22 protein-coding genes and 1 pseudogene are annotated in these 25,657 nt (G+C 69.4%); 14 read left to right on the forward strand and 9 right to left on the reverse strand.

All coding sequences use genetic code 11. The features are described 5' to 3' along the window. Positions 1-11 precede the first annotated feature (11 nt). The 5 genes and pseudogenes from JOE64_RS11280 (at position 12) to JOE64_RS11300 (ending at position 5,496) form a co-directional block, all read left to right on the forward strand. Positions 12-1,667, forward strand: coding sequence for a PTS mannitol transporter subunit IIBC (locus JOE64_RS11280; RefSeq protein ID WP_204964341.1), 1,656 nt, complete (start codon positions 12-14; stop codon positions 1,665-1,667). A gap of 124 nt (positions 1,668-1,791) precedes the next feature. Continuing rightward, a complete protein-coding gene (locus JOE64_RS11285; protein ID WP_204964342.1) occupies positions 1,792-2,229 on the forward strand; it encodes a PTS mannitol transporter subunit IIA in 438 nt (145 codons plus the stop codon). A gap of 12 nt (positions 2,230-2,241) precedes the next feature. After that, entirely contained in the window at positions 2,242-3,390 is a 1,149-nt protein-coding gene (locus JOE64_RS11290; RefSeq protein WP_204964343.1) for a mannitol-1-phosphate 5-dehydrogenase, read from the forward strand. Positions 3,391-3,412: 22 nt separating this feature from the next. Further along, positions 3,413-4,164 (forward strand): annotated as a pseudogene (locus JOE64_RS11295) (alpha/beta hydrolase). A gap of 438 nt (positions 4,165-4,602) precedes the next feature. Continuing rightward, positions 4,603-5,496, forward strand: coding sequence for an endonuclease domain-containing protein (locus tag JOE64_RS11300; RefSeq protein ID WP_204964344.1), 894 nt, complete (start codon positions 4,603-4,605; stop codon positions 5,494-5,496). A 170-nt stretch (positions 5,497-5,666) separates the two neighbouring features. Here the strand turns inward: JOE64_RS11300 and JOE64_RS11305 are convergent, their stop codons facing one another. The 8 genes from JOE64_RS11305 to JOE64_RS11340 form a co-directional block, all read right to left on the reverse strand. Further along, positions 5,667-6,782, reverse strand: a complete 1,116-nt coding sequence (locus JOE64_RS11305) for an adenosine deaminase (protein WP_204964345.1) — start codon at positions 6,780-6,782, stop codon at positions 5,667-5,669. Positions 6,783-6,877: 95 nt separating this feature from the next. Next, a complete protein-coding gene (locus JOE64_RS11310; RefSeq protein WP_204964346.1) occupies positions 6,878-8,188 on the reverse strand; it encodes a thymidine phosphorylase in 1,311 nt (436 codons plus the stop codon). Beyond that, positions 8,185-8,583, reverse strand: coding sequence for a cytidine deaminase (locus JOE64_RS11315; RefSeq protein ID WP_204964347.1), 399 nt, complete (start codon positions 8,581-8,583; stop codon positions 8,185-8,187). Before JOE64_RS11315 ends, JOE64_RS11310 begins: the two co-directional genes overlap by 4 nt. 8 nt (positions 8,584-8,591) lie before the next feature. Further along, positions 8,592-9,902, reverse strand: a complete 1,311-nt coding sequence (locus JOE64_RS11320; RefSeq protein ID WP_204964348.1) for an ABC transporter permease — start codon at positions 9,900-9,902, stop codon at positions 8,592-8,594. Next, on the reverse strand, positions 9,899-11,224 hold the full coding sequence (locus JOE64_RS11325) for an ABC transporter permease (RefSeq protein ID WP_204964349.1): 1,326 nt from the start codon (positions 11,222-11,224) through the stop codon (positions 9,899-9,901). Before JOE64_RS11325 ends, JOE64_RS11320 begins: the two co-directional genes overlap by 4 nt. After that, positions 11,221-12,735 (reverse strand): ABC transporter ATP-binding protein, encoded by a 1,515-nt coding sequence (locus JOE64_RS11330; protein ID WP_204964350.1) that lies wholly within the window; start codon positions 12,733-12,735, stop codon positions 11,221-11,223. The genes JOE64_RS11325 and JOE64_RS11330 overlap by 4 nt, the downstream gene beginning before the upstream one ends. A 97-nt stretch (positions 12,736-12,832) precedes the next feature. Further along, positions 12,833-13,960, reverse strand: a complete 1,128-nt coding sequence (locus JOE64_RS11335; RefSeq protein ID WP_204964351.1) for a BMP family lipoprotein — start codon at positions 13,958-13,960, stop codon at positions 12,833-12,835. 162 nt (positions 13,961-14,122) lie between these two features. Further along, positions 14,123-15,238, reverse strand: a complete 1,116-nt coding sequence (locus JOE64_RS11340) for a mannose-1-phosphate guanylyltransferase (protein ID WP_204964352.1) — start codon at positions 15,236-15,238, stop codon at positions 14,123-14,125. A gap of 232 nt (positions 15,239-15,470) precedes the next feature. Between JOE64_RS11340 and sdhC the strand changes: the two genes are divergently transcribed. The 9 genes from sdhC (at position 15,471) to JOE64_RS11385 (ending at position 23,800) form a co-directional block, all read left to right on the forward strand. Continuing rightward, the gene (sdhC, locus tag JOE64_RS11345) at positions 15,471-15,905 is read left to right on the forward strand and encodes a succinate dehydrogenase, cytochrome b556 subunit (protein ID WP_204964353.1); all 435 of its coding nucleotides are present in this window, start codon (positions 15,471-15,473) and stop codon (positions 15,903-15,905) included. Then, positions 15,905-16,366 carry a succinate dehydrogenase hydrophobic membrane anchor subunit gene (locus tag JOE64_RS11350; RefSeq protein ID WP_204964354.1) on the forward strand — a complete coding sequence of 154 codons (462 nt, stop codon included), beginning with the start codon at positions 15,905-15,907 and terminating at the stop codon, positions 16,364-16,366. Before sdhC ends, JOE64_RS11350 begins: the two co-directional genes overlap by 1 nt. A 52-nt stretch (positions 16,367-16,418) precedes the next feature. After that, the gene (gene sdhA, locus JOE64_RS11355; protein WP_204964355.1) at positions 16,419-18,245 is read left to right on the forward strand and encodes a succinate dehydrogenase flavoprotein subunit; all 1,827 of its coding nucleotides are present in this window, start codon (positions 16,419-16,421) and stop codon (positions 18,243-18,245) included. Beyond that, positions 18,245-19,015 (forward strand): succinate dehydrogenase iron-sulfur subunit, encoded by a 771-nt coding sequence (locus JOE64_RS11360; protein WP_204964356.1) that lies wholly within the window; start codon positions 18,245-18,247, stop codon positions 19,013-19,015. The genes sdhA and JOE64_RS11360 overlap by 1 nt, the downstream gene beginning before the upstream one ends. A 64-nt stretch (positions 19,016-19,079) precedes the next feature. Continuing rightward, positions 19,080-20,354: a YihY/virulence factor BrkB family protein gene (locus JOE64_RS11365; RefSeq protein WP_271202474.1), complete on the forward strand. Its 1,275-nt coding sequence runs from the start codon at positions 19,080-19,082 to the stop codon at positions 20,352-20,354. A gap of 9 nt (positions 20,355-20,363) precedes the next feature. Further along, on the forward strand, positions 20,364-21,197 hold the full coding sequence (locus JOE64_RS11370) for an exodeoxyribonuclease III (RefSeq protein ID WP_204964358.1): 834 nt from the start codon (positions 20,364-20,366) through the stop codon (positions 21,195-21,197). Between the two features lie 77 nt (positions 21,198-21,274). Beyond that, positions 21,275-22,279, forward strand: coding sequence for a tryptophan--tRNA ligase (gene trpS, locus JOE64_RS11375; protein ID WP_204964359.1), 1,005 nt, complete (start codon positions 21,275-21,277; stop codon positions 22,277-22,279). 24 nt (positions 22,280-22,303) lie between these two features. After that, positions 22,304-22,870 (forward strand): GNAT family N-acetyltransferase, encoded by a 567-nt coding sequence (locus JOE64_RS11380; RefSeq protein WP_204964360.1) that lies wholly within the window; start codon positions 22,304-22,306, stop codon positions 22,868-22,870. A 54-nt stretch (positions 22,871-22,924) separates the two neighbouring features. After that, positions 22,925-23,800, forward strand: a complete 876-nt coding sequence (locus JOE64_RS11385; protein ID WP_204964361.1) for an Fpg/Nei family DNA glycosylase — start codon at positions 22,925-22,927, stop codon at positions 23,798-23,800. A gap of 18 nt (positions 23,801-23,818) precedes the next feature. Here the strand turns inward: JOE64_RS11385 and JOE64_RS11390 are convergent, their stop codons facing one another. Continuing rightward, positions 23,819-25,576 (reverse strand): glycerol-3-phosphate dehydrogenase/oxidase, encoded by a 1,758-nt coding sequence (locus JOE64_RS11390; RefSeq protein ID WP_204964362.1) that lies wholly within the window; start codon positions 25,574-25,576, stop codon positions 23,819-23,821. Positions 25,577-25,657: the final 81 nt, after the last annotated feature.

Consider the following 25,657-nt stretch of genomic DNA (forward strand, 5'->3'; position numbering starts at 1 on the left):
GAGACAGTCACATGACAACGGCGTCAGCCACAGCAAAGCAGCCGAGAGGAGCCCGCGTCGCCGTCCAGCGATTCGGCACGTTCCTCTCCGGCATGATCATGCCGAACATCGCGGCGTTCATCGCGTGGGGCTTCATCACGATGCTCTTCATCTCGGCGGGGTGGCTCGGGGGCTGGTTCCCCGTGGCCAACCTGCTGGGCGGCTTCGGCGACGCGGCCACCATCGGCTGGCAGGGAGCGATGACCACCCTCGCCCAGTCCAAGGACGGCATGACCTTCACGACGTTCGTCGGTCTGGTCGGGCCCATGGTCACCTACCTGCTGCCCCTGCTCATCGCCAACACCGGCGGCCGCATGGTCTACGGCGAGCGCGGCGGCGTGGTGGCCTCGATCGCCACCATGGGCGTCATCGTCGGCACCGACATCCCCATGTTCCTCGGTGCGATGATCATGGGTCCGCTCGCGGCCTGGATCACCCAGCAGATGGACAAGCTGTGGGACGGCAAGATCCGCCCCGGCTTCGAGATGCTGGTGAACAACTTCTCCGCCGGCATCCTGGGCATGCTGCTCGCGATCTTCGGGTTCTTCGCGTTCGGACCGGTGATGCTGGGCGTCAGCACGTTCCTCGGCGCCGTCGTCGGCGGCCTCGTCGACGTGCACCTGCTTCCGGTGCTGTCGGTGATCGTGGAGCCTGCTAAGGTGCTGTTCCTCAACAACGCCATCAACCACGGTGTGTTCACTCCGCTGGGCATCCAGCAGGCCGCCGACACCGGCAAGTCGATCCTGTTCCTCATCGAGGCGAACCCCGGCCCCGGCCTCGGCCTGCTGCTCGCGTTCACCTTCTTCGGAATCGGCGCAGCGAAGGCCTCGGCGCCCGGCGCGATCATCATCCAGTTCTTCGGCGGCATCCACGAGATCTACTTCCCGTACGCCCTGTCGAAGCCGCTGACGATCCTCGCGCTGATCGCGGGTGGTGCGGCCGGCGTGACCACGAACATGGTGCTCGGCGGCGGCCTCGCCTTCCCCGCGGCGCCGGGAAGCATCATCGCCGTCACCGCCGCCGCCCTCACCCCCGAGGCGGGCGGCGCCGGCAACCTGCTGGTGGTCTACCTGTCGGTCGTCGTGGCCGCAGCGGTCACCTTCCTGATCGCCGGTGTCATCCTGCGGGCCTCGCGCAAGCGCGACCTCGCGGCCGAGGCGGCCGGTGGCACGTCGTTCGCCGACGCCATCGAGCAGACCGAGGCGAACAAGGGCAAGTCCTCCGACACGCTCGCCGGTCTGCGGGCGAACGCCGCCCACGGCGCCGACCAGAACCCCATGCAGACGGATGCCGCTGCCGACGCGATCGCCGCAGGCGGCGCCGCGACGACGAAGCAGATCTCGACGATCGTCTTCGCATGCGACGCAGGTATGGGATCGTCCGCGATGGGCGCGAGCGTGCTCCGCAACAAGATCAAGAAGGCCGGCGTCGAGGGCGTCTCGGTGACCAACAAGGCCATCGCGAACCTCGACGGCAGCGAAGACCTCGTGATCACGCAGCAGCAGCTGACCGACCGTGCGCGCGGCCGCACGCCCGAAGCGGTGCACGTCTCGGTCGACAACTTCATGAACTCGCCCAAGTACGACGAGGTCGTGAACCTGGTCCGCGAGCAGCACGAGCAGTCCTGACCCCGATGTCGGCGTGGCCGGAGCGGAGATCCGTCCCGGCCACGCCCACCAGCCATCCGGCTCGTTCACGGGAACGACCGCCAGAATCGTCATCATCCGAGAAAGCCAGAGCAAGGAGCACAGCATGGCACGCAGCGTCCTCAACGTCGGACAGATCCGCATCCACCCGGGATCCACCAGTAAGGAAGAGGCGATTCGCGAGGCGGCGAGCATCCTCGAGGATGCCGGCGCGGTGACCTCGGCCTACTTCGACGCCATGCTGCAGCGCGAGGCGACCGTCTCGACCTACATGGGCAACGAGCTCGCCATCCCGCACGGCACCAATGAGACCAAGGATGCCATCCTCGATTCCGCGCTCTCGTTCGTGCGCTACGACGATGGCATCGACTGGGACGGGCAGCACGTGAGCTTCGTCGTCGGCATCGCCGGCAAGGGCGACGAGCACCTCGAGATCCTGTCGCAGATCGCCCTCATCTTCTCCGAAGACGACGAGGTAGCGCGCCTCAAGCAGGCACAGACGCCCGAAGAGCTGTACGCCATCCTCTCGTCGGTCAACGACTGAGGCCGCGGAACCATGAAAGCCGTTCACTTCGGCGCCGGTAACATCGGCCGCGGGTTCGTCGGACTCCTCCTGCACGAGGGCGGGTACGACCTCGTCTTCTCCGACGTGGCCGCTCCCCTGGTCGACGCCATCAACGCGGCATCCGAATACACCGTGCACGAAGTCGGCGAGGGCGGTAGCGACAAGGTCGTCACCGGGTTCCGGGCGCTCAACAGCCAGACCGACCCGCAGGCCGTCGTCGACGAGATCGCGACCTCCGACGTCGTCACCACCGCGGTCGGCCCGACGATCCTGAAGTTCGTCGCCCCGCACGTGCTCGCCGGTCTCGCCCTGCGCGATCCCGCGGCACCGCCGCTGCAGGTGATGGCGTGCGAGAACGCGATCGGCGCCACCGACATCCTGCGCGATGAGATCCGCGCCCAGGCGGGCGACGCCTGGGATGCCGTGTCGGCCCGCGCCGTGTTCGCCAACACCGCCGTCGATCGGATCGTCCCCGCCCAGCCTCCCGGTGAGGGCGTCGACGTGACGGTCGAGCCGTTCTTCGAGTGGGCGATCGAGCGCGGACCGTTCGGCGACACCCCGCCCTCGATCCCCGGCGCGCACTTCGTCGACGACCTGGCCCCGTACATCGAACGGAAGCTCTTCACCGTCAACACCGGTCACGCCACGACGGCGTACTTCGGCGCGCAGGCCGGCATCGAGAGAATCTCCGACGCGCTCGCCGATCCCGCCATCGCCGCGAAGGTCTCCGCGACCCTGGAGGAGACCTCCGCTCTGCTCGAGGCCGTGCACGGCCTCGATGCCGCCGAGCTGGCCGAGTACCGCGCGACGATCCTGCGGCGCTTCGCCAACCCGGCATTGCCCGACACCGTCGGCCGCGTCGGACGGCAGCCGCTCCGCAAGCTCTCCCGCCACGAGCGGTTCGTGGGCCCGGCCGCGGCCGCAGCCGAACGCGGGCTGTCGACGACGGCCCTGGTCGCGGCGATGGGCGCGGCCCTCGCGTTCGACGAGCCCGACGACGCCCAGTCGGTCGACCTGCAGCAGCGTCTGCGCACCGAGGACGCCGCCGCCTTCACGACGTCGGTCACCGGACTCGAGCCCGGGCATCCGCTGTTCGCCGCCGTCGAAGAGATCGTGCGTCGGCGTCAGGCCGCTTTTTAATTCACACGCATAAACTTGAGGGATGACCCGGAAACCGTCTCGTCGTCGCCGTCTCGTCCTATGGATCGTCGGCGTCCTCGGTGGCTTGGTGGTCGCCGCGATCGCCGGCATCCTCGTCTGGAGCCAGGTCGGCGTCATGACGGCGGAGCCGGAGCCGCTCGCGGCCGTTCGGGCGGACGCCGCGATCGCGATCACGGACGATGCCGCGGTCATCGTGCTCGCCCCTTCCGCGGGGGGAGGCGATGCGGGACTCGTCTTCATCCCGGGGGCGAAGGTCGACCCGTGGGCCTACGCGTCGATGCTGGCCGGGTTGGTCGCGGATGACGGCATGACCGTCGTCATCACCAAGCCGTGGCTGAACCTGGCGTTCTTCGATCTCCGGCCGCTGTCGAGCTTCACCGACCTCGCCCCCGGACCGACCGGTGGCTCGTGGGCGGGCATTCGCTCGGGGGTGTGCGCGCCTGCCAGCTCTCTTCCGACGCGGACGGTCTCGTGCTGTTCGCCTCGTACTGCGCGAGCGACATCTCGGGATCGCGCCTTCCGGTGCTGAGCATCTCCGGGTCGGAGGACGGCCTGTCGACTCCGCAGAAGGTCGCGGACGCGCGCGGCATGCTCCCCGCGGACGCCGTCCTGGTCGAGATTCCCGGCGCGTCGCACGCGTCGTTCGGGGCCTACGGCCCGCAGGCCGGTGACGGTGTCGCCTCGATCCCGGACACGGACGTCGACGCCGTCGTGACCGCACGGGTCGGCGAGCTCGCCACCACCCTGCACTGACCCCACCGCAGCCGCCTCCGCCGGCGCTGCCCGACGACGGTCCACAACTCCGGATAATCCGCATCCGTCCCGCCGCCACGGCCCCCTCCCCCGCGAACGGCCACAGAACTCCGGAGTTGTGAACCACCCGGCCGCTCCACGACCCTGGATCCCCGGCCCGGACACCGCCGCGCTCCGCGCACCCACGTCCAGCCGGGTCCCGCCGATCTCGCCCGCCACGCCCTTTCTCCCTCTGGCCCGACGCCGGGTCACAACTCCGGAGAAATCGCACACAAACCGTGCCGCGGCCTTCTCCCGCCGCGGGAGACCACAGGAACTCCGGAGTCGTGAACCGCGGACTCTCCCATCCCCCCCTCCCCAGGTCCCGCAGAACGGTGGTTGTCCCCGATCGGCGGATTCCGGTGCCGCGCCACAGTGCGGCCGCGGCAACCTTGCCGCATGCGTCGTCCCGCTCCGTACCATCGGCTCCTCCCCACCGGTGTCCCGATCTCCCTCCTGCACCGCGCGGATCTGCGCGCCACCGGCGCCACCGGACGCCAGATCACCGACGCGGTGCGCGACGGACGGCTCCTCCGCCTCCGGCGCGATCGCTATCTTCCTGCCGGCGCGCACCCGACGGTATGCGCCGCGGCGAGGTGGGGCGGCCGCGTGGACTGCGTCTCCGTGCTGCAGCTGTTCGGCGTCTTCGTGCGTGAGACGGGCAGCCTCCACGTCCAGATGGCACCGGATGCCTCGAGGGTCCCCCGGCCTGACGATGCGGCCCAGGTCATCCGCCACTGGAGGACGAGCCGTGCCGCCGCGGACGCCACCCTGGCGCCCCTCGATGAGGCGCTCCTCGCGGCGGTGCGCTGTCAACGTCCCCGCGACGCCATCGCGACCCTCGACAGCGCGTGGCACCTCGGGGTGGTCGACGAGGCGCGACTGAACGAGCTCTTCGCTCGGTTGCCGCGACGGTACCGCTCGCTGCGTCGCCTACTGGACAGACGCGCCGAGTCGGGCACAGAGACGCTCGTCCGTCTGATGCTCCGCGCGATCGGGTGCGGCATCGAACTCCAGGTCTCCATCGACGGGGTGGGCCGTGTCGACCTACTCGTCGACGCGTGGCTCCTCATCGAATGCGACAGCGAGGCGCACCATGGCACCTGGCAGGACCATAAACGCGACCGCCGGCGGGACGCCGCCGCCGTCGCGCTCGGCTACACCCCGCTCCGACTGCTCGCTGAGGACATCCTGTACCGCCCCGAGTGGGTGGCGGACCTGCTGCGGCGCACGATCGCGACCGGGCCCGCCGGCCGCCGCGCGTTCGGTTCTCCGGAAAAACGGGCTCGCTGAGCGGCTTTCCGGCATCTCTGGCCGCACTCGAGCAGAAACTCCGGAGTTGTGAACGCCGCCCCGAGAGGCGAGCCGGCGCACCGGCCCCGGACAGCCCGCCGCATACCAGTCCGCCCGACCCAGACAGCCCGCCGCCGGTCAGCCCCGCCCCAGACGGGGCCGAGCTGCGGTCAGGCGGTGAAGCCGTCGCCGATCAGCTCGATGAGCTCCTCGCGCTCCTCGACGGAGAGGAAGGCGCCGGCGGCGGCGTTGAGCTGGAACGCCTCGAGGTCTTCCAGCCGGTAGTCGAACGTCTCGGCGAGCAGGGCCAGCTCGCGGGTGAGCGAGGTGCGGCTCATCGTCCGGTTGTCGACGTTGACCGTCACAGCGAAGCCGAGCTGGTACAGCAGGTCGAACGGGTGGTCCTCGAGCGCGGTGCCCCAGCGGGAGATCGCGCCGGTCTGCAGGTTCGACGACGGCGAGAGCTCCAGCGGGATCTCGCGATCGCGCACCCAGCGAGCGAGGTCGCCGAAGGTGACCAGCACCTCGTCGCCCTTCTGCTGCACGACCTCGAGGTCCTCGGCAATCCGCACGCCGTGGCCGAGGCGCAGCGCACGCCCGTCGATGAGGGCCGATCGGATCGAGTCGAGCCCGGCGGCTTCACCCGCATGCACGGTGACGGGGAAGAACTCGGATGCCAGGTAGTCGAACGCCTCGCGGTGCTTCGACGCCGGGAAGCCGTCCTCGGCACCGGCGATGTCGAACCCGACGGCGCCGCGACCTCGGAAAGCGACGGCGAGCTTCGCGATCTCGAGCGAGCGGTCGGCGTGACGCATCGCCGTGATCAGCTGACCGACCCGGATGTCACGACCGGTCCCCTCGACGGCGTCTTCGCCCTCCTCGATGCCGTCCTGCACGGCTTCGACCGCTTCTTCGAGGGAGAGTCCGCCCGCGAGGTGCTGTTCCGGCGCCCAGCGGACCTCGCCGTAGATCACACCGTCCGCGGCGAGATCCTCGACGAACTCCTTCGCGACGCGGCGCAGGCCGTCGGCGGTCTGCATGACGGCGGTCGTGAGGTCGAACGTCTTGAGGTACTCGCCGAGCGAGCCCGCATCGCTCTGGTCTTCGAACCAGTCGGCGAGGTCGTCCGCGTCGTCGGCGGGCACCTCGACGCCGGCCTCGTCGGCGAGCTCGAGGATCGTCTGGGGGCGCAGGGCACCGTCGAGGTGGTCGTGCAGCGACACCTTGGGAAGCGAGCGGATCGAGACGCCGTCGAGCTTCGCGTCACCGTGCTGGTCGATGGCCATGGGGGGCTCCTTCGGGTGGAGGGCGGCCCTTCGACGAGCTCAGGGACCAGGGGTGTGGAGGGCGGCCCGTCGACGAGCTCAGGACCAGGTGGGGGTCAGGCGGTGATGCGCTCGCGGACGATCGGGCCGGATGCCGGGGCATCCGCCGCGATCTCCCATGCACCCTCGACGGCATCGAGGGCACGCGCGAAGCGCATCCCATCATCCGCCAGAAGGGTGAACAGAGGCTGTCCGGCGACGATGGAATCGCCGGGCTTGACGTGCAGATCGATGCCCGCGGCGTGGACGACCGGGTCCTGGGCGCGCGCGCGACCCGCCCCGAGGCGCCATGCGGCGACGCCGAACGGCAGCGCCTCCATCCGTGCGACGACGCCGTCGCGGTCGGCGACGACGGTGTGCGTCTCGCGCGGGACCGGCAGAGCCGCATCGGGGTCGCCGTCCTGCGCCCGGATCATCTCCCGCCAGGCATCCATGGCGCGGCCGTCACGCAGGGCTCCCTCGACGTCGGCATCGGGCTGGCCGGCGAGGGCCAGCATCTCCCGCGCGAGGGCGACGGTCAGCTCGACCACGTCGGCGGGGCCACCGCCCGCGAGCACCTCGACGGATTCGCGCACCTCGTTGGCGTTGCCGATGGCGAGGCCGAGCGGTGTGTTCATGTCGGTGAGGAGGGCCGTCGTGGCGACGCCCGAGTCGGTGCCGAGCGCGACCATCGTGCGGGCGAGCTCACGCGCCTTGTCGATGTCCTGCATGAAGGCACCTGAGCCGAACTTCACGTCGAGCACGAGCGCCCCGGTGCCCTCCGCGATCTTCTTCGACATGATGCTCGAGGCGATCAGCGGGATCGCCTCGACCGTGCCGGTGACATCGCGCAGGGCGTAGAGCCGCTTGTCGGCGGGCGCGAGCCCCGATCCTGCGGCGCAGATGACGGCGCCGACTCCGCCGAGCTGGGCGAGCATCTCGTCGTTGGACAGCGCTGCGCGCCACCCCGGGATCGACTCGAGCTTGTCGAGCGTGCCGCCCGTGTGCCCGAGTCCGCGGCCGGACAGCTGCGGCACGGCGACGCCGAAGGATGCCACGAGGGGCGCCAGCGGCAGGGTGATCTTGTCTCCGACGCCGCCGGTGGAGTGCTTGTCGACGGTGGGCTTGCCGAGGCCGGCGAAGCTCATCCGCTCGCCCGAGGCGATCATCGCGTCGGTCATGACGCGGATCTCGTCGCGCGTCATGCCGTTCAGCAGCACCGCCATGGCGAACGCCGCCATCTGCGAGTCGGCCACGTATTCGCGCGTGTAGGCGTCGATCATCCAGCGCAGGGCGTCTTCGGGGACGGCTCCCCCGTCGCGCTTGGCGCGGATGACGTCGACGGCGTCGAAGGGCTCGGGGGCGACGGATCCGGTCGGGGCGGTCATCGTGCGATCTCCAGGTCTCGGGGGCCGAAGGCATCCGGCAGCACTTCGTCCATCGTCCGGATGCCCGATACGGTCTCCAGCAGCATGCCGGGCAGGGCGAACTCGTTGAGCAGCTGACGGCAGCGACCGCACGGCATGATGGTCTCGCCGTCGTTGTTGACGCAGACGAAGGCCACCAGCTGGCCGCCGCCCGACATCTGCAGGTCGCCGACGAGAGCGCATTCGGCGCACAGCCCCACCCCGTAGGAGGCGTTCTCGACGTTGCATCCCGAGACGATCCGTCCGTCTCCGACCAGCGCCGCCGCTCCCACCCGGTAGCGGGAGTAGGGCGCGTACGCGCGCTGCATGGCGTCGGTGGCGACGGCGCGCAGCTCGTCCCAGTCGATGTCGGTCATGGGAAGGGTCACTCCTTGATGTAGGGCTTACCGGATGCCGCGGGCCCGCGGATCTGGCCGGCGAACCCGGCCACGGCGAGGATCGTCACGACGTACGGCAGCATGAGCATGAATTCGCTCGGGATCGGTGTCTTGAGGATCGTGAGCAGGTTCTGCAGGTTCGTCGCGAAGCCGAACAGCAGCGCCGCGAGCGTCGCCCGGATCGGATCCCACCGGCCGAAGATGACCGCCGCGAGGGCGATGAAGCCGAGACCGGCGGTCATGTCCTTGCCGAACTGGGGCACCGAGACGAGCGTGAAGTACGCGCCGCCGATTCCCGCGATCGCCCCGGCGAGCGAGACGTTCCAGAAGCGCGTCGCCGTGACCTTGATGCCGACGGTGTCGGCGGCCTGCGGATGCTCGCCCACGGCGCGCAGCCGCAGACCCCAACGCGTGCGGTACAGCCCCCACGCCACGAGCGGCACGGTGACGAACATCAGGTACACGATGAAGGTCTGGTTGAACAGCACGGGGCCGAGAACCGGGATCTCGCTGAGCCCCGGGATCTGGATGCGCGCGAACCGCTCGGGCCGGTTGAGCTCCTGCTCGTTCGGCACGAGCAGCGCACCGTAGAGGAATCCGGTGAGTCCGGTGACCAGCACGTTCAGGACGACGCCGACGATCACCTGGTCGACCAGGTACTTGATCGCGAAAGCCGCGAGCACGAACGAGACGAGCACGCCGCCGATCATCGCACCCACGAGTCCCACGAACGGGTTGCCGGTGAGGCTCGACAGCAGGGCCGCCGAGAACGCCCCGAGCAGCAGCTGCCCCTCGATCGCGACGTTGACGACGCCGACACGTTCGCCGATGACGCCGCCGAGGGCGCCGAACACGAGCGGCACTGAGAGCGAGACCGCTCCGAACAGCAGGCTCGGCACAGGGACGAGGCCGTCCGCGCCCGCCCAGACGAGGAAGGCGAACACCGCCAGGACGCCGAAGGCGATCGTGAGCCAGAGGGGCTGGCGACGGTAGGTCCACGCGAACCAGAACGACGCCGCGGCGAGCACCGCGAGAAGGGCCCACACCGTCCAGGCCACCGGCCCCGTCGGGACGGTGATGTCGGGCAGGGCGAAGGACTGCGAGAGATCGCCGAGACGGAAGGTCGATCCGCCGGTGCGGGGCGCAAGTCCGAACAGCGCGGCGAGCAGCAGCACCACGATGCCGAGGACGAACGTCCCCTTGAGGCGGCGTCGTTGGACGACCGCGAGCTGGATCGTGCCGTCGCTCTGTTCGATCTGGGCGACGGCGGTCGCGTCGCCAGGACTCGAGACACTCATGCGGCCACCGCCTTCTTCGCCGCCTTGGCCCGCGCGTGCGCAGCCTTCTCGGCATCGGTCTTGGGCAGGAAGAAGACGGCGCGCAGCAGCGGCGGCGCGGCGATGAACAGGACGATGAGCGACTGGACGACGAGGACGATGTCGACCGGGATGCCCTGGGCCTGCATCGAGAACGAGCCCGCCTTCAGCGCGCCGAACAGGATGCCCGCCGCGAACGTGCCCCAGGCGCGGCTGCGCCCGAGCAGGGCGACGGTGATCGCGTCGAACCCGATGCCGGCGTCGATGGTGGCCCCGAAGCCGGTGGTGACGGTGCCCTGGATCTGGTTCATCGCGGCGAGGCCGGCGAGACCGCCGGCGAACAGCATCGCGTAGATGTAGAGCCTCTCGACGCTCATGCCCGCGGCCCGCGCGGCGTGCGGGTTCTCACCGACGGCGCGCAGGCGCAGACCGAGGCTCGAGCGTTCGATCAGCCACCAGACGAAGACGGTCGCCGCGAGAACCACGACGAAGCCCCAGTCCAGCTGCGGGAACTGCGGTCCGAGCAGATCGGGGAACTGGGCCGACGTCGGAGTCGGCACGCTCTGCGGCTGGTTGGTGTTCGGCGCCTGCAGAAGCCCCGGCGTCCGCAGCATCCACAGCAGCAGGTAGTACGCGACGTAGTTGAGCATGATCGTGAGGATCACCTCGTGCGCGCCGGTCTTGGCCTTCAGAAGGCCCACGAGGCCGCCCCACAGCGCACCGCCGACGATGCCGGCGACGAGCGTCAGCGGCAGGTGCAGCCACATCGGCAGGTCGAGGTTGAAGGCGACGAGCCCGGCGAACATCGCGCCGATCAGCATCTGGCCGCGCGCACCGATGTTGAACAGCCCCGCCCGGAAGGCCAGCGCCACGCCGAGGCCTGCGGCGATGAGCGGTGCGGCGAAGCCGAGCGAGTTGGTCAGCGGCCGGATCTGTGCCGCGACGTCGGCGCCTCGCGGGTTGAACACGGCACCGCGGAACAACGCTTCGTAGCCGTTGTAGACCGCGGTCCAGATCGCCGCCAGCGTGTCGCCGGGCCGGGCGAAGAAGTAGCCGGCCGCCTTCTGCACATCGGGGTTCGTCACCGCGATGAGGATGCCTCCGACGATCATCGCGAGGACGATCGCGAGGATCGTCGTGACGGCGCTGCCGCGCAGAAGCTCGCGCAGGAAGATGCCGGAGCGTGTGGGGGCCGCCTCCTCCGGAGGCGTCTGCCCCGTCAGTGGGCCGTCCGCGCGCGGGAGTTCGGCATCGACGGCGGGGCGCGTCGCGCCGCCGTCGTTCGTGGGCGTCGCTCCGCTCATGCGGCCACCTCCGGGTCGTGGGCTCCGGCCATCATGAGGCCGAGGGTGTCGCGGGGGGTGTCGCCGGGCACGATACCGACGAAGGTACCGCGGTACATGACGGCGATGCGGTCGGCCAGAGCGCTCACCTCATCGAGTTCGGTGGAGACGACGATGACCGGCACTCCGGCGTCGCGCGTCTCGATGATCCGACGGTGGATGAACTCGATCGAGCCGACGTCGACGCCGCGCGTGGGCTGTGCGACGACCAGCAGCCGCAGCTCGCGACTCATCTCACGCGCGATGACGACTTTCTGCTGGTTGCCTCCGGAGAGGGTTCCCGCGGGCGTCTGGGCGCTCTGAGTTCGGATGTCGTACTCGCGGATGCGATCCTCGGCGAACTCCTGCAGCGCCGCCCGGCGAAGCGTGCCGCCGCGGGAGAAGCCGGGGTCGGAGGACCGATCGAGAATGAGGTTCTCGGCGACCGAGAAGGCGCCGACCAGGCCGTCCTCCTTGCGGTCTTCGGGGACGAAGCCGACGCCTTCGTCGAGGATCGCGCGGACGCTCCGGCCGACGAGCTCGGTGCCGTCGAGGCTGATCGAGCCCTCGACGCGGGCGGCAAGCCCCACGATGGCCTCGACGAGCTCGGTCTGGCCATTGCCCTGCACACCGGCGACCGCGAGGACCTCCCCCGGGCGCACCTCGAAGTCGACGTCGTCCACGACGATCGCACCGGATGCCGTGAGCACGCGCAACCCCTCGACGCGCAGACCGCCCTCGCCGACGCGGGGCGCGTCCTTGCGGACGGTGAGCTCGACGGCGCGCCCCACCATGAGCGAGGCCAGTTCGCTGTTGGTCGCGGTGGGCGAAGCCTCGCCGACGACTCTTCCGAGGCGGATCACGGTGATGCGGTCGGCGACCTCGCGGACCTCACGGAGCTTGTGGGTGATGAAGACGATGGAAGTGCCCTCGTCGCGCAACTGACGCATGATCCCCATGAGCTCATCGGTCTCCTGCGGGGTCAGCACAGCCGTTGGCTCGTCGAAGACGAGAACCCGCGCATCGCGCGAGAGCGCCTTGATGATCTCGACCCGCTGCTGTACACCGACGGGCAGATCGCCGACGAGTGCATCGGGGTCGATCTCGAATCCGAAGCGCTGCGCGACCTCGCGCACGTGCCGCCGGGCGGCGTTCAGATCGAGGCGCCCGAGCGCCTTGGTCTCTTCGTGGCCGAGCATGACGTTCTCGGCGACGGTGAAGACGGGGATGAGCATGAAGTGCTGGTGCACCATGCCGATGCCGGCGGCCATGGCATCCCCGGGTCCGCGGAAGCTCTGCACCGCATCGTCGAGGAGGATCTCGCCGTCGTCGGCCCGGTACAGGCCGTACAGCACGTTCATGAGCGTGGACTTGCCGGCGCCGTTCTCGCCGAGGAGAGCGTGGATCTCTCCCGGCTGGACCACGAGGTCGATGTGGTCGTTGGCGACGAGGCTTCCGAATCTCTTCGTGATCCCTCGGAGCTCGAGCTTCATAAATGCACCCTATCTGGGTCGAAAACGCCTGAGAAGGCCAGGGAACGCACTCGAGGCGAGCAGCCGCGGCTGCTCGCCTCGAGTGGTGCGCGGTGGGTCAGGAACCGGCGGGAGAGTTCTTCGACTCGACAGTGATGGTGCCGGCGACGATCTCGTCCTGGAGCTTCTTCAGCTCGTCGGTGAGACCCGCGGGCAGCTTCGAGGCGAAGTCGTGGAAGCTCGACAGCTTGACGCCCTCGTTCTTCAGCGTGCCGACGTACGGGGTCGCGTCGAACGTGCCCTTGGCCGCCGACATCGTCGAGTCGTAGACGGCGACGTCGATCGCCTTCATGATCGAGACGAGCGTGACACCGGCCACCGACGGGTCGGCGACGGCGAGGTCGCTGTCGACGCCGATCATCATCGTGTTCTTGCCGGAATCGGCGATCGCCGCCGCCGCGCTCTGGTAGATCGGCCCGCCGACGGGGAGAATGACGTCCACACCCTGGTCGAGCACGCCCTGAGCGGTCTGCTTGGCGGTGTCGTTGGCGTCGAACCCGCCCGTGAACGAACCCTTCTGGCTGGCGCTGTCCCACCCGAAGAGCTGAACGTTGGCGCTCTTGTCCTGGTTGTACTTCTTGACGCCCTGCTCGTAGCCGTCCATGAAGACCGCCACCGAGGGGATCTGCATGCCGCCGAACGTCCCGACCTTGTTGACGCCGGCCTGCGCCGACCATGCGGCCGCGGCGTAGCCGCCGAGGTAGGCCGCCTCGGCGGTGTTGAAGACGAGGGGCTTGATGTTGGGCGCGTCGGTCTTGCCGTCACGGTCGGTGTCGGCGATGTCGTCGATGATCGCGAAGCTCAGGTTCGGGTTGGCCTTGGCTGCCTCGACCGTGGCGGCGGCGAGCTTGAAGCCGACGGCGACGACGAACGTGCAGCCCTCGGCGATCGACTGCTGCATGTTGGGCGCGTAGTCGGTGTCGGTCTTCGACTCGAACTCCAGCGCCTTGACGCCGAGCTCGGCGACGGCCTTGTCCATACCGATCTTGGCGGACTCGTTGAAGGACTTGTCGTTCCAGCCGCCGGCGTCCGAGACGAGGCAGGGCTTGAAGCCGTCGACGGCGCCGCCCGCTGCCGCCGAACCGCTGGTGGACGAGTCAGGCGCCGAGCCGCAACCGGCGAGCGCGACGATGAGCCCCGCGGCCGCTGAGATGCCGACGAGCTTCTTGGTGATCGAGATGGTCAATGCAAGCCTCCACATTGATGGGCACGCGGATCTCGCGAGCGCACGGGTTCGAAGTTACCCAGTGTGACGCGTCATTTGCACGCCGATGCGGCCCGTGGCAGGCAATGGTTACAAAGACGCAATCATCCCGACACGAGCGCCGAGCGGCATCCGTTCAGCACATCAGAGGACGTCGCCGCGACCCGTGAGCTTGAGCGCGTCAACGACGCCCTTCACGCGCTGCGCGTGCTCGCTGGTCGTGACCAGCAGCGCGTCGTCGGTGTCCACCACGACGATGTCCTTCACCCCGATGAGACTGATGACCCGTGTCGTGTGGCTGACCACGATGCCGCTGGCGGCGTCGGAGAGGATGCGCGCGTTCTCGCCCAGGATGGCGAGGTCGTTCTTGCGTCCACCGGAGTTCAGCTTGGCGAGGCTCGCGAAGTCCCCCACGTCGTCCCAGTCGAAGTGACCGGGAACCACGGCGAGCCGCCCCTTGTCGGCGGCGGGCTCGGCCACGACGTAGTCGATCGCGATCTTCGGCAGCGTCGGCCAGACGCGGTCGACGACCGGTCCGCGGCGGTCGCGGTCGTCCCACGCCTCGGCCAGCTCCATGAGCCCGGCGTGCAGCGCGGGGTTGTTGGCCTCGATCTCGGCCAGCAGCACATCGGCGCGAGCGATGAACATACCCGCGTTCCACAGGTAGTCACGGTCGGCGACGTACTTCTTCGCGGTCTCGAGGTCGGGCTTCTCGACGAAGCGCTCGACCAGCGAGGCATCCCGCGCACCGTCGACGATCAGCTCGCCGCCGCGCTTGATGTACCCGAACCCGACGGCGGGCTCGGACGGGGAGATGCCGATCGTGCAGATGTACCCCTCGCGCGCGACCTCGACCGCGTCGCGCACCGCGAACTCGAACACGCGCGTGCCGCGGATGACGTGGTCGGCGGCGAACGAGCCGATGATCACGTCGGGCTCGCGCCGGTGCAGGATCGCCGCCGCCAGTCCGATCGCCGCCGCGGAGTCGCGCGGCTCGGATTCGAGGAAGACGTTGAGATCGGGGATGCCGGGGAGCTGGTCCTCGACGGCGGCGCGGTGAGCGCGGCCGGTGACGACGGCGATGCGATCTGCGCCGCTGAGCGGGGCGAGTCGGTCCCAGGTGTCGCGCAGGAGCGAGTGCCCGGAGCCGGTGAGGTCGTGGAGGAATTTGGGGGCGTCGGCACGCGACAGCGGCCAGAGGCGGCTGCCGACGCCTCCGGCGGGGATCACGGCGTAGAAATCGTCGATGGGGGCGGCCATGACACCGACCCTAGTGGTCGGATGTGAAGAAAACGGATTCCTGCGTTTCTCTCGACATCGAGAGAACTTAGGGTCGCCTTCGTCGCCTCTCCGACAGTGGGCGACTTAGGATGGGACAGCGCCCGTGTGCGACGCCGAGGGTCTTGTGCGAGCTGGAACTGCACGCCGACTCCGGGGCCGAAGACAGCCCCCGCCGTATCGAGGTGTCCGATCACACCAAGGGAGGACGACCGTGTCTGCACCAGCACGTGTCACACCGTCGGTAGCCGAAACCACATCCAGAACCCCGCGCGGAACCCTGTACCGCGGCAACGAGGGCATGTGGTCGTGGGTCCTGCACCGCATCACCGGCGTCGCCATCTTCTTCTTCCTCCTCGTGCACGTGCTCGACACGGCCCTCATCCGCCTCTCCCCCGAGGCGTACGACGCGGTCATCGGCACCTACAAGAACCCGATCATGGGCTTCGGCGAGGTGGCCCTGGTCGCCGCGATCGTCTACCACGCCTTCAACGGCCTGCGCATCATCGCCGTCGACCTGTGGCCGTGGGCCACGCGTCACCAGCGTCAGCTGTGGTGGACGGTGCTCGGTCTCTGGGTGATCACGGTCGGCGGCTTCGCCGCACGGCACATCCCCATCGTCCTCTCGAACATCGGAGGAGGTCACTGATGTCCGTGACGCAGACCCCCGACCTCGCCGCCCCCCGCACGGCACTGCCCCGCAAGAAGGGCGCCAACCTCGAGAAGTGGGGCTGGATCTACATGCGCGCCTCCGGCGTGCTGCTGGTCGTGCTGATCTTCGGTCACCTGTTCGTGAACCTGATGCTCGGCGAGGGCATCCACGGCATCGACTTCGCATTCGTGGCCGGCAAGTTCGCCTCGCCGTTCTGGCAGTGGTGGGACGTGCTGATGCTCTGGCTCGCGCTGATCCACGGCGCGAACGGCATGCGCACGATCGTGAACGACTACGTGACGGGCGCCACCACCCGGAAGGTGCTCGTCTGGGCACTGTGGGTCGCCGCCGGTTTCCTCATCCTCCTCGGAACCCTCGTGGTGTTCACCTTCGACCCGTGCCTCGGCGTCGACACCTCCACCACCGACTGGCTGATCGAGATGTGCTCGGCGCGCTGACGCCGACGCGACGACCGCCGCAGACGAAGCAGAAGACGAAGGCATCCCCGAAGTGAGCACACAGCATCCCGAGGCCGTTCTGAAGGACGGCGTCTACTACCACGAGTTCGACATCGTCATCGTCGGCGCCGGCGGCGCGGGCATGCGCGCCGCGATCGAGGCGGGCCCGGGCGCCCGCACGGCGGTCATCACGAAGCTCTACCCCACGCGCTCGCACACCGGTGCGGCGCAGGGCGGCATGGCGGCGGCGCTCGCGAACGTCGAAGAGGACTCGTGGGAGTGGCACACCTTCGACACCGTCAAGGGCGGCGACTACCTCGTCGACCAGGACGCGGCCGAGATCCTCGCGAAAGAGGCGATCGACGCGGTCATCGACCTCGAGAACATGGGTCTGCCCTTCAACCGCACCCCCGAGGGCAAGATCGACCAGCGCCGGTTCGGCGGACACACCGCCGACCACGGCAAGACGCCGGTCCGCCGCGCGTGCTACGCCGCCGACCGCACGGGCCACATGATCCTGCAGACGCTCTTCCAGAACTGCGTCAAGCTCGGCATCAACTTCTTCAACGAGTACTACGCCCTCGACCTCATCACGGTGAAGGATGCCGACGGCAACACCCAGGTCGCCGGTGTCGTCGCCTACGAGCTGGCCACCGGAGACCTGCACGTCTTCCACTCCAAGGCCGTGATCTTCGCGACCGGCGGTTTCGGCAAGATCTACAAGACCACCTCCAACGCCCACACCCTCACGGGAGACGGCGTCGGCATCGTCTGGCGCAAGGGCCTGCCGCTCGAGGACATCGAGTTCTTCCAGTTCCACCCGACCGGCCTCGCCGGTCTCGGCATCCTCCTCACCGAGGGCGCCCGCGGCGAGGGCGCGATCCTGCGCAACGCGTCCGGCGAGCGGTTCATGGAGCGCTACGCCCCGACCATCAAGGACCTCGCCCCCCGCGACATCGTCGCGCGCTGCATGGTCAAGGAGGTCCTCGAGGGACGCGGTGCCGGACCCCACAAGGACTACGTCTACCTCGACTGCACGCACCTGGGTGCCGAGGTCCTCGAGACGAAACTTCCCGACATCACCGAGTTCGCCCGCACGTACCTCGGCGTCGACCCGGTGACCGAGCCGGTGCCCGTCATGCCCACGGCGCACTATGCGATGGGCGGCATCCCGACCAACACCGCGGGCGAGGTGCTGCAGAACAACGACACGGTCGTCCCGGGTCTGTACGCCGCCGGCGAATGCGCGTGCGTCTCGGTGCACGGCGCGAACCGCCTGGGCACCAACTCGCTCCTCGACATCAACGTCTTCGGCAAGCGGTCGGGCCGCGCCGCGGTCGAGTACGTCAAGACCGCCGGCTTCGTGCCGCTGCCGGAGGACCCGGCCAAGGAGGTGCGCGAGCTCATCGAGGGCCTGCGCACCAACCCCGGAACCGAGCGCGTCGCGGTGCTGCGCAAGACGCTGCAGGAGGAGATGGACGCCAACGCCCAGGTCTTCCGCACCGAAGAGACGCTGACCAACGTCATGGGCACCATCCACGACCTGCGCCAGCGCTACAAGAACGTCCACGTCGACGACAAGGGCAAGCGGTTCAACACCGACCTGCTCGAAGCGGTCGAGCTCGGCTTCCTGCTCGACCTGGCCGAGATCGTCGCCTACGCGGCCCGCAACCGCAAGGAGAGCCGCGGCGGTCACATGCGCGAGGACTACGAGAAGCGCGACGACGAGAACTACATGCAGCACACGATGGCCTACCTCACCGGCGACCCGCACTCGGCCGACCCCGAGGACCACATCCGGCTGGACTGGAAGCCCGTCGTGTTCACCAAGAACGACAAGGGCGAGTTCAACTACCCGCCGATGGAGAGGAAGTACTGATGTCGACCGCCATCGTCGAGCAGGACGCCGTCGTCGTCGAGGCGACGGGCGAGGCCCCGATCCAGTCGTACCTCGTCACGTTCAACATCCGCCGGTTCGACCCGGAGATCGACGCCGAGCCGCGCTGGGTCGACTACGACGTCGAGCTGTACCCCACCGACCGCGTGCTCGACGCCCTGCACAAGATCAAGTGGGAGGTCGACGGCTCGCTGACTTTCCGCCGCTCGTGCGCGCACGGCATCTGCGGCTCGGACGCGATGCGCATCAACGGTCGCAACCGCCTCGCCTGCAAGACGCTCATCAAGGACCTCGACATCTCGAAGCCCATCTACGTCGAGGCGATCAAGGGCCTGCCGCTCGAGAAGGACCTCGTCGTCGACATGGAGCCCTTCTTCGCGTCGTACCGCGAGGTGCAGCCGTTCCTCATCGCGAATTCGAAGCCCGAGGCCGGCAAGGAGCGCATCCAGTCGATCGCCGACCGCGAGATCTTCGACGACACCACGAAGTGCATCCTGTGCGCCGCGTGCACCTCGTCGTGCCCCGTGTTCTGGACGGATGGCCAGTACTTCGGACCCGCCGCGATCGTCAACGCGCACCGGTTCATCTTCGACTCGCGCGACGACGCGGCCGACGTGCGCCTGGACATCCTCAACGACAAGGAGGGCGTGTGGCGGTGCCGCACGACCTTCAACTGCACGGAGGCGTGCCCCCGTGGCATCGAGGTGACCAAGGCCATCGCCGAGGTCAAGCAGGCGATCCTGCGCCACTGAGGCGCGACGGTCCCCGCTCGGGATGCCGGGCGGGGCGCCACCCGTGCATCGATATCCTGGCCTCGTGAGCGCCCCACCGCCGTCCCATCCTGCTGCGGCCGACGCCGCACGCGTGGAGGAGGAGCGGCTGCGCCGCAGCTGGGACGAGCGCCAAGCGGCGCTACTCGAACGCCTCGACGGCCCGCTGAGCACCGCGACGGAGATCACCCGCAAGACGCTGGCACTGTTCCCCGTGCGGGTGTGGCGCCACTTCTTACAGCACAACGGGTTCCTTTTGGCGGCGGGGGTGAGCTACCAGGCGCTGTTCGCGTTCTTCGCCGTCATCTACGTCGCTTTCGCCACCGTCGGGCTCTGGCTCGGCGGCAGTCCCGACGCGGTGCGTGCGCTGATCGAGGTCATCAACGGATATCTGCCGGGGATCATCGCCGATGAGGGCGGCCTGATCACGACCGACCAGGCGATGGCGATCGCCGCGGAGTCGACGGGTGTGCTCGCCGTGACGGGCCTCATCGCCGTCGGCACGGCGATGTGGACCGCGATCGGCTTCGTGACCTTCACTCGGCGCGCCGTCCGCGACATCTTCGGCCTGCCCTTCGACACGCGCTCGTACCTGCTGCTGAAGGCGCGCGACCTCGTCGCCTCGATCGCGTTCGGCATCGCCCTGATCCTCGGCTTCGCGATCAGCGTCGCGGGAACGACGGCGCTCAGCTGGGTGTTCGCGCTGCTGGGCCTGGACCAGGCATCCGGCTGGTATCAGCTCGGTGTCGGCGTGGCCTCGGTGACGGTCTCGGTGGGACTGTTCTCCAGCGCCCTGGCGCTGCTGTTCCGGTTCCTGACCGGCACGTCGCTGCGGTGGCGGCGGATCTGGCCGGGCGCCGTCCTCGGCGGCGGCGCCATCACCGTGCTGCAGCTGGGCGCCGGCCTGCTGCTGCGCTACACGCCCTCGAACCCGCTGCTGGCCACGTTCGCGATCTTCATCGGTCTGCTGCTGTGGTTCCGGGTCATCGGCGTGCTGATCCTCGTGGCCGCATCGTGGATCGCGGTCTCCGCGTCGGACGTCGACGAGCCGCTGTCGCCGCTCAGCGAAACCGAGCGGCTGCGCCAAGAGCACGCCGCCCTCGTGCTCGCCGCACAGGTGCGGCTGCGGACGGCCCGTGCCGCCTCCGACACGGCGCCGTGGTACCGCCGGCTGCCGGCACGACGAGCATTGCGCGCGGCGAAGGAGGAGCTCGCCGACGTGCAGGCATCCGCTCCCCCGTCGTCGTCTCCGCGCCGGTTCCTCTTTCCGAGCCGCGCCGATGAGGGGGCACTCGCGAACGGTGTCGGACGCGCTCAGTAGGCTGGATCGGTGCCCCGGAACCTTCGCATCGCCTCTGTCAACGTCAACGGCATCCGCGCCGCCGTCCGCAACGGGATGACCGCGTGGCTCGACGCAGCCGACGTCGACGTGCTGACGCTGCAGGAGGTACGCGGTGAGGCCGTGCACCTGGCCGACGCCCTGCCGGGATGGCACGTCGTGAACGACGAGGCCCTCGCCAAGGGCCGCGCCGGCGTCGCGATCGCGGCACGCGAACCGCTCGACATCTGGCGGATCGAGCTCGGCGACGAGGCCCTGGATTCCCGCGGTCGCTGGGTCGAGGCCGACATCGACGTCGACGGACAGCTCGTCACCATCGTCAGCGCATACGTCCACACCGGCGAAGACGGCACCCCGAAGCAGGAGGCGAAGTACGCCTTCCTCGACGCGATGCAGGCGCGGATGCCGGAGCTCGGCGACCACGCCCTCATCACCGGCGACCTCAACGTCGGCCACCGTACCCTCGACATCCGCAACTGGAAGGGCAACCTCAAGAAGGCCGGTTTCCTGCCGCGCGAGCGCGCGTACTTCGACCGGTTCACCGCACCGGCCGGAGAGCAGGTCGACGCGATCGACGGCACGACCGGCACCGGTCTCGGCTGGGTCGACGTGGGCCGGCGCTGGGCGGGCGAGGTCGACGGTCCGTACACGTGGTGGTCGAACCGCGGCAAGGCGTTCGACACCGACACCGGGTGGCGCATCGACTATCACCTGGCCACCCCCGCCCTGGCGGCGCGCGTCACCGACTATCACGTCGTTCGCGCCCCCTCGTACGACACCCGATGGAGCGATCACGCGCCGGTCGTCGCCGACTACGCGTTCTGACGCGCCGGTAGCGGTCGGAGCTAAGGCATCCGCTCGAGAGAGTCGGAGCCATGACATCCGCTCAATAGACTGGGACCATGACCAGGCCCCGCCTCTACTCCGGAATGCAGCCGTCCGCCGATTCGCTCCAGATCGGCAACTACATCGGTGCGCTCCTGCAGTGGCGTGACCTGCAGGATGCCTACGAGGCGTTCTTCTCCGTCGTCGACCTGCACGCGATCACCGTCGCGCAGGACCCCGCGGAGCTCCGCGAGAAGACCCGCCGCACCGCCGCGCAGTACATCGCCGCGGGCATCGAGCCCGCCAAGTCGACGCTGTACGTGCAGTCGCAGGTGCCCGCCCACGCGGAGCTCGCCTGGGTGCTCGGGACGATCACCGGCTTCGGAGAGGCCGGTCGCATGACGCAGTTCAAGGACAAGTCCGCGCGCTACGGCTCCGACGCGACGAGCGTGGGCCTGTTCACGTACCCGATCCTCATGGCCGCCGACATCCTGCTCTACCAGACCGACATCGTGCCGGTCGGTGACGATCAGAAGCAGCACGTCGAGCTCACCCGTGACCTCGCCGAGCGCTTCAACTCCCGCTACGGCACAGCGTTCACGGTGCCGATCCCGGTCATCCAGAAGGAGACCGCGCGCATCTACGATCTGCAGAACCCGACGTCGAAGATGAGCAAGTCCGCCGAGTCGGATGCCGGTGTGCTGTGGTTGCTCGATGACCCGGCGGTCTCGGCGAAGAAGATCATGCGCGCCGTCACCGACAACGACGGCTCGGTGCGCTACGACCGCGACGAGAAGCCCGGCGTCTCGAACCTGCTCACGATCTACGCGGCCCTCACCGGTCGCCAGATCCCCTCGATCGAGGACGAGTACGCGGGCCGCGGCTACGGGGACTTCAAGAAAGGTCTCGCCGAGGTCGTCGTGAACGAGTTCGGTCCGGTGCGCGCCCGCGCCCTGGAGCTGCTCGCCGACCCCGCCGAACTCGACCGGGTGCTGGCATCCAACGCCGATCGGGCCGCCGAGGTCGCCGACGCGACACTCGCGGACGTGTACGACAAGATCGGTTTCCTCCGCCGCCGCTGACGCACCGCTCGAGAGGAGCGATCGATGGAGCCGGTGACACTGCGCACCGAGCGGCTCGAGCTGTCGGCGCCGCATGAGGGCGACGTCGACGCGGTTTTCGCGGCGTGCCAGGACGCGGACATCCAGCGCTTCACGACCGTCCCGTCGCCGTACGAGCGCTCGCATGCCGAAGGGTTCGTCACGAAGACCGCACAGTGGTGGGCGGAGGGCACCGAGACGACCTGGGCGATGCGGCACGAGGGCACCCTCGTCGGGATGATCGGCCTGCACCGACTCGGTGCCGGCGCGGGCGAGATCGGTTACTGGATGGCTCCTGCCGCGCGGGGACGGGGGCTGGCGAGCGAGGCCGCGCGCGCCGTCGTGGACTGGGGCTTCCACCCGGACGGCCTCGGGCTGGCACGGATCGAGTGGCGCGCGGTGACGTCGAACCCCGCGTCCGCGCGCATCGCGCACTCGCTCGGGTTCCGCTACGAAGGCATGGTGCGCGCGGCGCTCGTGAACGGCGCCGGTGTCCGCTCCGACGGCTACATCGCCGGGCTCCTCGCCGACGACGACCGCACCCCGCAGATCTGGCCGATAAGCGGCTTCTGAGTTCGACGCCGCCCGGCCCGCCCGCGTGTCGGGGGTGCGTGCCAGGATGGGGCCATGCCCGAGATGCCGGAGGTACAGGGGCTCGTCGACTTCATGAACGACCGCGTCGTCGGGCTCGAGGTCACGAAGGCGACGGTCACGAACATCGCCGCCCTGAAGACCTACGATCCCCCGCTCGACGCCCTCGTCGGTGCCCGGGTCGAGGGCGCGAGGCGGCACGGCAAGTTCCTCGACCTCGCGACAGCGAGGCCAGACGGTGGTTCGCCCCACCTCGTGTTCCATCTGGCGAAGGCCGGGTGGCTGCGCTGGTACGAGCAGGTGCCGAGCACCGTCATCCGTCCCGGCAAGAGCCCGATCGCCCTGCGGATCGGGTTCGACGACGGGTCGGGCTTCGACCTCACCGAGGCGGGCACGAAGAAATCCCTCGCGGTGTACGTCGTCAGAGACGCCGTCGACGTCCCCGGCATCGCGCGGCTCGGCCCCGATCCTCTGGATGCGACCTTCACGCGCGACACCCTCGCGGGCCTGCTCGAGGGGCGACGCACCCAGATCAAGGGCGTGCTGCGCGACCAGACGATCATCGCCGGGGTCGGCAACGCCTACTCCGACGAGATCCTGCACGCCGCGAGAATGTCGCCGTACGCGTTGGCCGCGGCCCTTGGCGACGACGAGGTGACGCGCCTGTACGAGGCGATGCGGCACACGCTGACGGATGCCGTGGCGGCCGCCTCGGGCCGGCCGCCGGCCGATCTCAAGGATGCGAAGCGCCGCGGCATGTCCGTCCACGGGCGACGCGGCGAGGCATGCCCCGTCTGCGGAGACGAGGTACGCAGCGTCTTCTTCGCCGACAACTCTCTCGAGTACTGCCCGACCTGCCAGACCGGCGGCAAGCTCCTCGCCGACCGCCGGCTCAGCCGACTGCTGAAGTAGCCCGCGGCGCAACCGGGATCATGCCACCGGCGTGCTCCCCGCCCACGACTCGTCGGCGGCGTGCACGCGCTCCCGGGCGCGGTCGATCTCGGCGGCGACCGCCGCGGCATCCCATTCGAGCGTCGACGCGACCGCCTCGGCCACCTCGGTGACGGCGTCGGCCGTGGCCAGGCCGCGGAACGCGATCGACGTGCGGCGCATCAGCAGATCGTCCAGGTGGACCACGCGCTCGGTCGCCGCCAGGTGCCGCAGCTCGGCCGCGCTGTACTCCGGCAGCGTCGCGAGCGGCTGGTCGTCCGTTCCTACGACGCGGATGGCGTCGATCACGCGTTCGGCCGCGGTGCCGTAGCGCTCCAGCAGTCGCGCGGCGCGGGCGTGTCCGAGCCCCGACGCGTGTGCGGCGATCCACTGCCGGCGGGCGCGCTCGGTGGTCGGATACCCCGCGCCGCCTCCGATCGGCAGCCCTCGAGTCGAGCGCCGCCGCGGCAGGGAGAGTTCGGCGAGAACGCGGTCCGCGAGGTGCTCGGCCGAGGCGCGGAACGTCGTCCACTTGCCGCCGACGAGGCTCAGCACTCGCGGCGACCCTGTGCCGGCGAGGCCGCGCGCCTCGATCCGGTAGTCGCGCGAGACGAAACCGGGGGCGGTGCCGCCGTGACCGGGAAGGGGGCGCACCCCCGAGAACCGGTAGACGATCTGGGAACGGTCGACGGCGATCGACGGAAAGACGTGCGCGACGAGCTCGAAGAAGTAGTCGACCTCCTCTTCCGTGCACACGGCCGGTTCGGCCATGTCGTGCTCGAGGTCGGTGGTGCCGACGAGCACGCGACCGTGCAGCGGATAGATGAGCACGATGCGACCGTCCGAGTGCTCGAAGAACAGTTCGCGTCCCCCCGTGGCGGCGAGAAGCTCCGGGTGGTCGAGCACGATGTGCGACCCCTTCGTGCCGCCCATGAACGCCGTGGGCTCACCGAGCGCGCTGTTGGTGAGGTCGGTCCAGGGCCCGGCGGCGTTCACGACCACCTCGGCGGTGAAGGGGTACTCGCCGTTCTCGTCGCGCAGCACGACGGCGTCACCGCGCGCGCCGACCGCCGCCGTGTAGTTCACCGCGCGCGCCCGGTCGGCGGCGCGATCCGCTCCCGAGGTCCGGCCGTCGCGAACCCCGTCGCGCAGAAGGTCGATCGCGAGGCGCTCCGGGTCGCGCAGCGAGGCATCCCAGTACGTCGCCGTGTAGGCGACGCGCGGGTCGAGCTGCGGCAGCTGTGCGAGCGAGCGGCGCCGCCCGTGGAAGGCGTGGCGGGGAACGGCGCCCCGACCGAGGAACCCGCCACCGCGCGAGAACGAGTCGTAGATGACGAGCCCGATCTTGATCAGCGCCGCACCCCGTTCGCGGTGCGCTCCCGAGCCGTGGCGCACGAAGCGCAGCGGAGCGGAGAGGAGCCCCGAGAACGTCGAGTAGATCGGGATGGTCGTCTGCAGGGGGCGCACGACGTGCGGCGCGGTCTTCAGCAGCGCGTTGCGTTCGGTGACGGCCTCGTGCACGAGCCGGAACTCGCCGTTCTCGAGGTAGCGGATGCCGCCGTGGATCATGTGGCTGGATGCCGCGGAGGCACCCGACACGAAATCATCGCGCTCCACGAGCGCCACATCGACGCCCTGCAGGGCGAGGTCGCGGAACGTCGCGATGCCGTTGATGCCGCCGCCGATGATGAGGACGTCCGCGTGCGGGCGCGCACGCAGGTCGCCGCGGGTGTGTGCCGTACCGGCGGTCTCTGCCATGTTCGCCCCCTCGAGCTCCCGTGCTCCCCAGGCTAGGCGCGAACCCGCCGGTGCCGCACCCCGGGCATCCCGCGCCCGCGG

This window comes from Microbacterium dextranolyticum, from assembly GCF_016907295.1.
In the GTDB taxonomy this organism is placed as follows: domain Bacteria; phylum Actinomycetota; class Actinomycetes; order Actinomycetales; family Microbacteriaceae; genus Microbacterium; species Microbacterium dextranolyticum.

What these genes read in the sequence shown, in the direction of transcription:
- JOE64_RS11305 (WP_204964345.1), bottom strand. Translation starts at nt 6,782, where the DNA reads ATGGCCATCGACCAGCACGGTGACGCGAAGCTCGACGGCGTCTCGATC.
- JOE64_RS11340 (WP_204964352.1), bottom strand. Translation starts at nt 15,238, where the DNA reads ATGGCCGCCCCCATCGACGATTTCTACGCCGTGATCCCCGCCGGAGGC.
- JOE64_RS11360 (WP_204964356.1), top strand. Translation starts at nt 18,245, where the DNA reads ATGTCGACCGCCATCGTCGAGCAGGACGCCGTCGTCGTCGAGGCGACG.
- JOE64_RS11290 (WP_204964343.1), top strand. Translation starts at nt 2,242, where the DNA reads ATGAAAGCCGTTCACTTCGGCGCCGGTAACATCGGCCGCGGGTTCGTC.
- JOE64_RS11310 (WP_204964346.1), bottom strand. Translation starts at nt 8,188, where the DNA reads ATGACCGCCCCGACCGGATCCGTCGCCCCCGAGCCCTTCGACGCCGTC.
- JOE64_RS11330 (WP_204964350.1), bottom strand. Translation starts at nt 12,735, where the DNA reads ATGAAGCTCGAGCTCCGAGGGATCACGAAGAGATTCGGAAGCCTCGTC.
- JOE64_RS11280 (WP_204964341.1), top strand. Translation starts at nt 12, where the DNA reads ATGACAACGGCGTCAGCCACAGCAAAGCAGCCGAGAGGAGCCCGCGTC.
- JOE64_RS11315 (WP_204964347.1), bottom strand. Translation starts at nt 8,583, where the DNA reads ATGACCGACATCGACTGGGACGAGCTGCGCGCCGTCGCCACCGACGCC.
- trpS (WP_204964359.1), top strand. Translation starts at nt 21,275, where the DNA reads ATGACCAGGCCCCGCCTCTACTCCGGAATGCAGCCGTCCGCCGATTCG.
- JOE64_RS11390 (WP_204964362.1), bottom strand. Translation starts at nt 25,576, where the DNA reads ATGGCAGAGACCGCCGGTACGGCACACACCCGCGGCGACCTGCGTGCG.
- JOE64_RS11325 (WP_204964349.1), bottom strand. Translation starts at nt 11,224, where the DNA reads ATGAGCGGAGCGACGCCCACGAACGACGGCGGCGCGACGCGCCCCGCC.
- JOE64_RS11385 (WP_204964361.1), top strand. Translation starts at nt 22,925, where the DNA reads ATGCCCGAGATGCCGGAGGTACAGGGGCTCGTCGACTTCATGAACGAC.
- JOE64_RS11380 (WP_204964360.1), top strand. Translation starts at nt 22,304, where the DNA reads ATGGAGCCGGTGACACTGCGCACCGAGCGGCTCGAGCTGTCGGCGCCG.
- JOE64_RS11285 (WP_204964342.1), top strand. Translation starts at nt 1,792, where the DNA reads ATGGCACGCAGCGTCCTCAACGTCGGACAGATCCGCATCCACCCGGGA.
- JOE64_RS11300 (WP_204964344.1), top strand. Translation starts at nt 4,603, where the DNA reads ATGCGTCGTCCCGCTCCGTACCATCGGCTCCTCCCCACCGGTGTCCCG.
- JOE64_RS11320 (WP_204964348.1), bottom strand. Translation starts at nt 9,902, where the DNA reads ATGAGTGTCTCGAGTCCTGGCGACGCGACCGCCGTCGCCCAGATCGAA.
- JOE64_RS11350 (WP_204964354.1), top strand. Translation starts at nt 15,905, where the DNA reads ATGTCCGTGACGCAGACCCCCGACCTCGCCGCCCCCCGCACGGCACTG.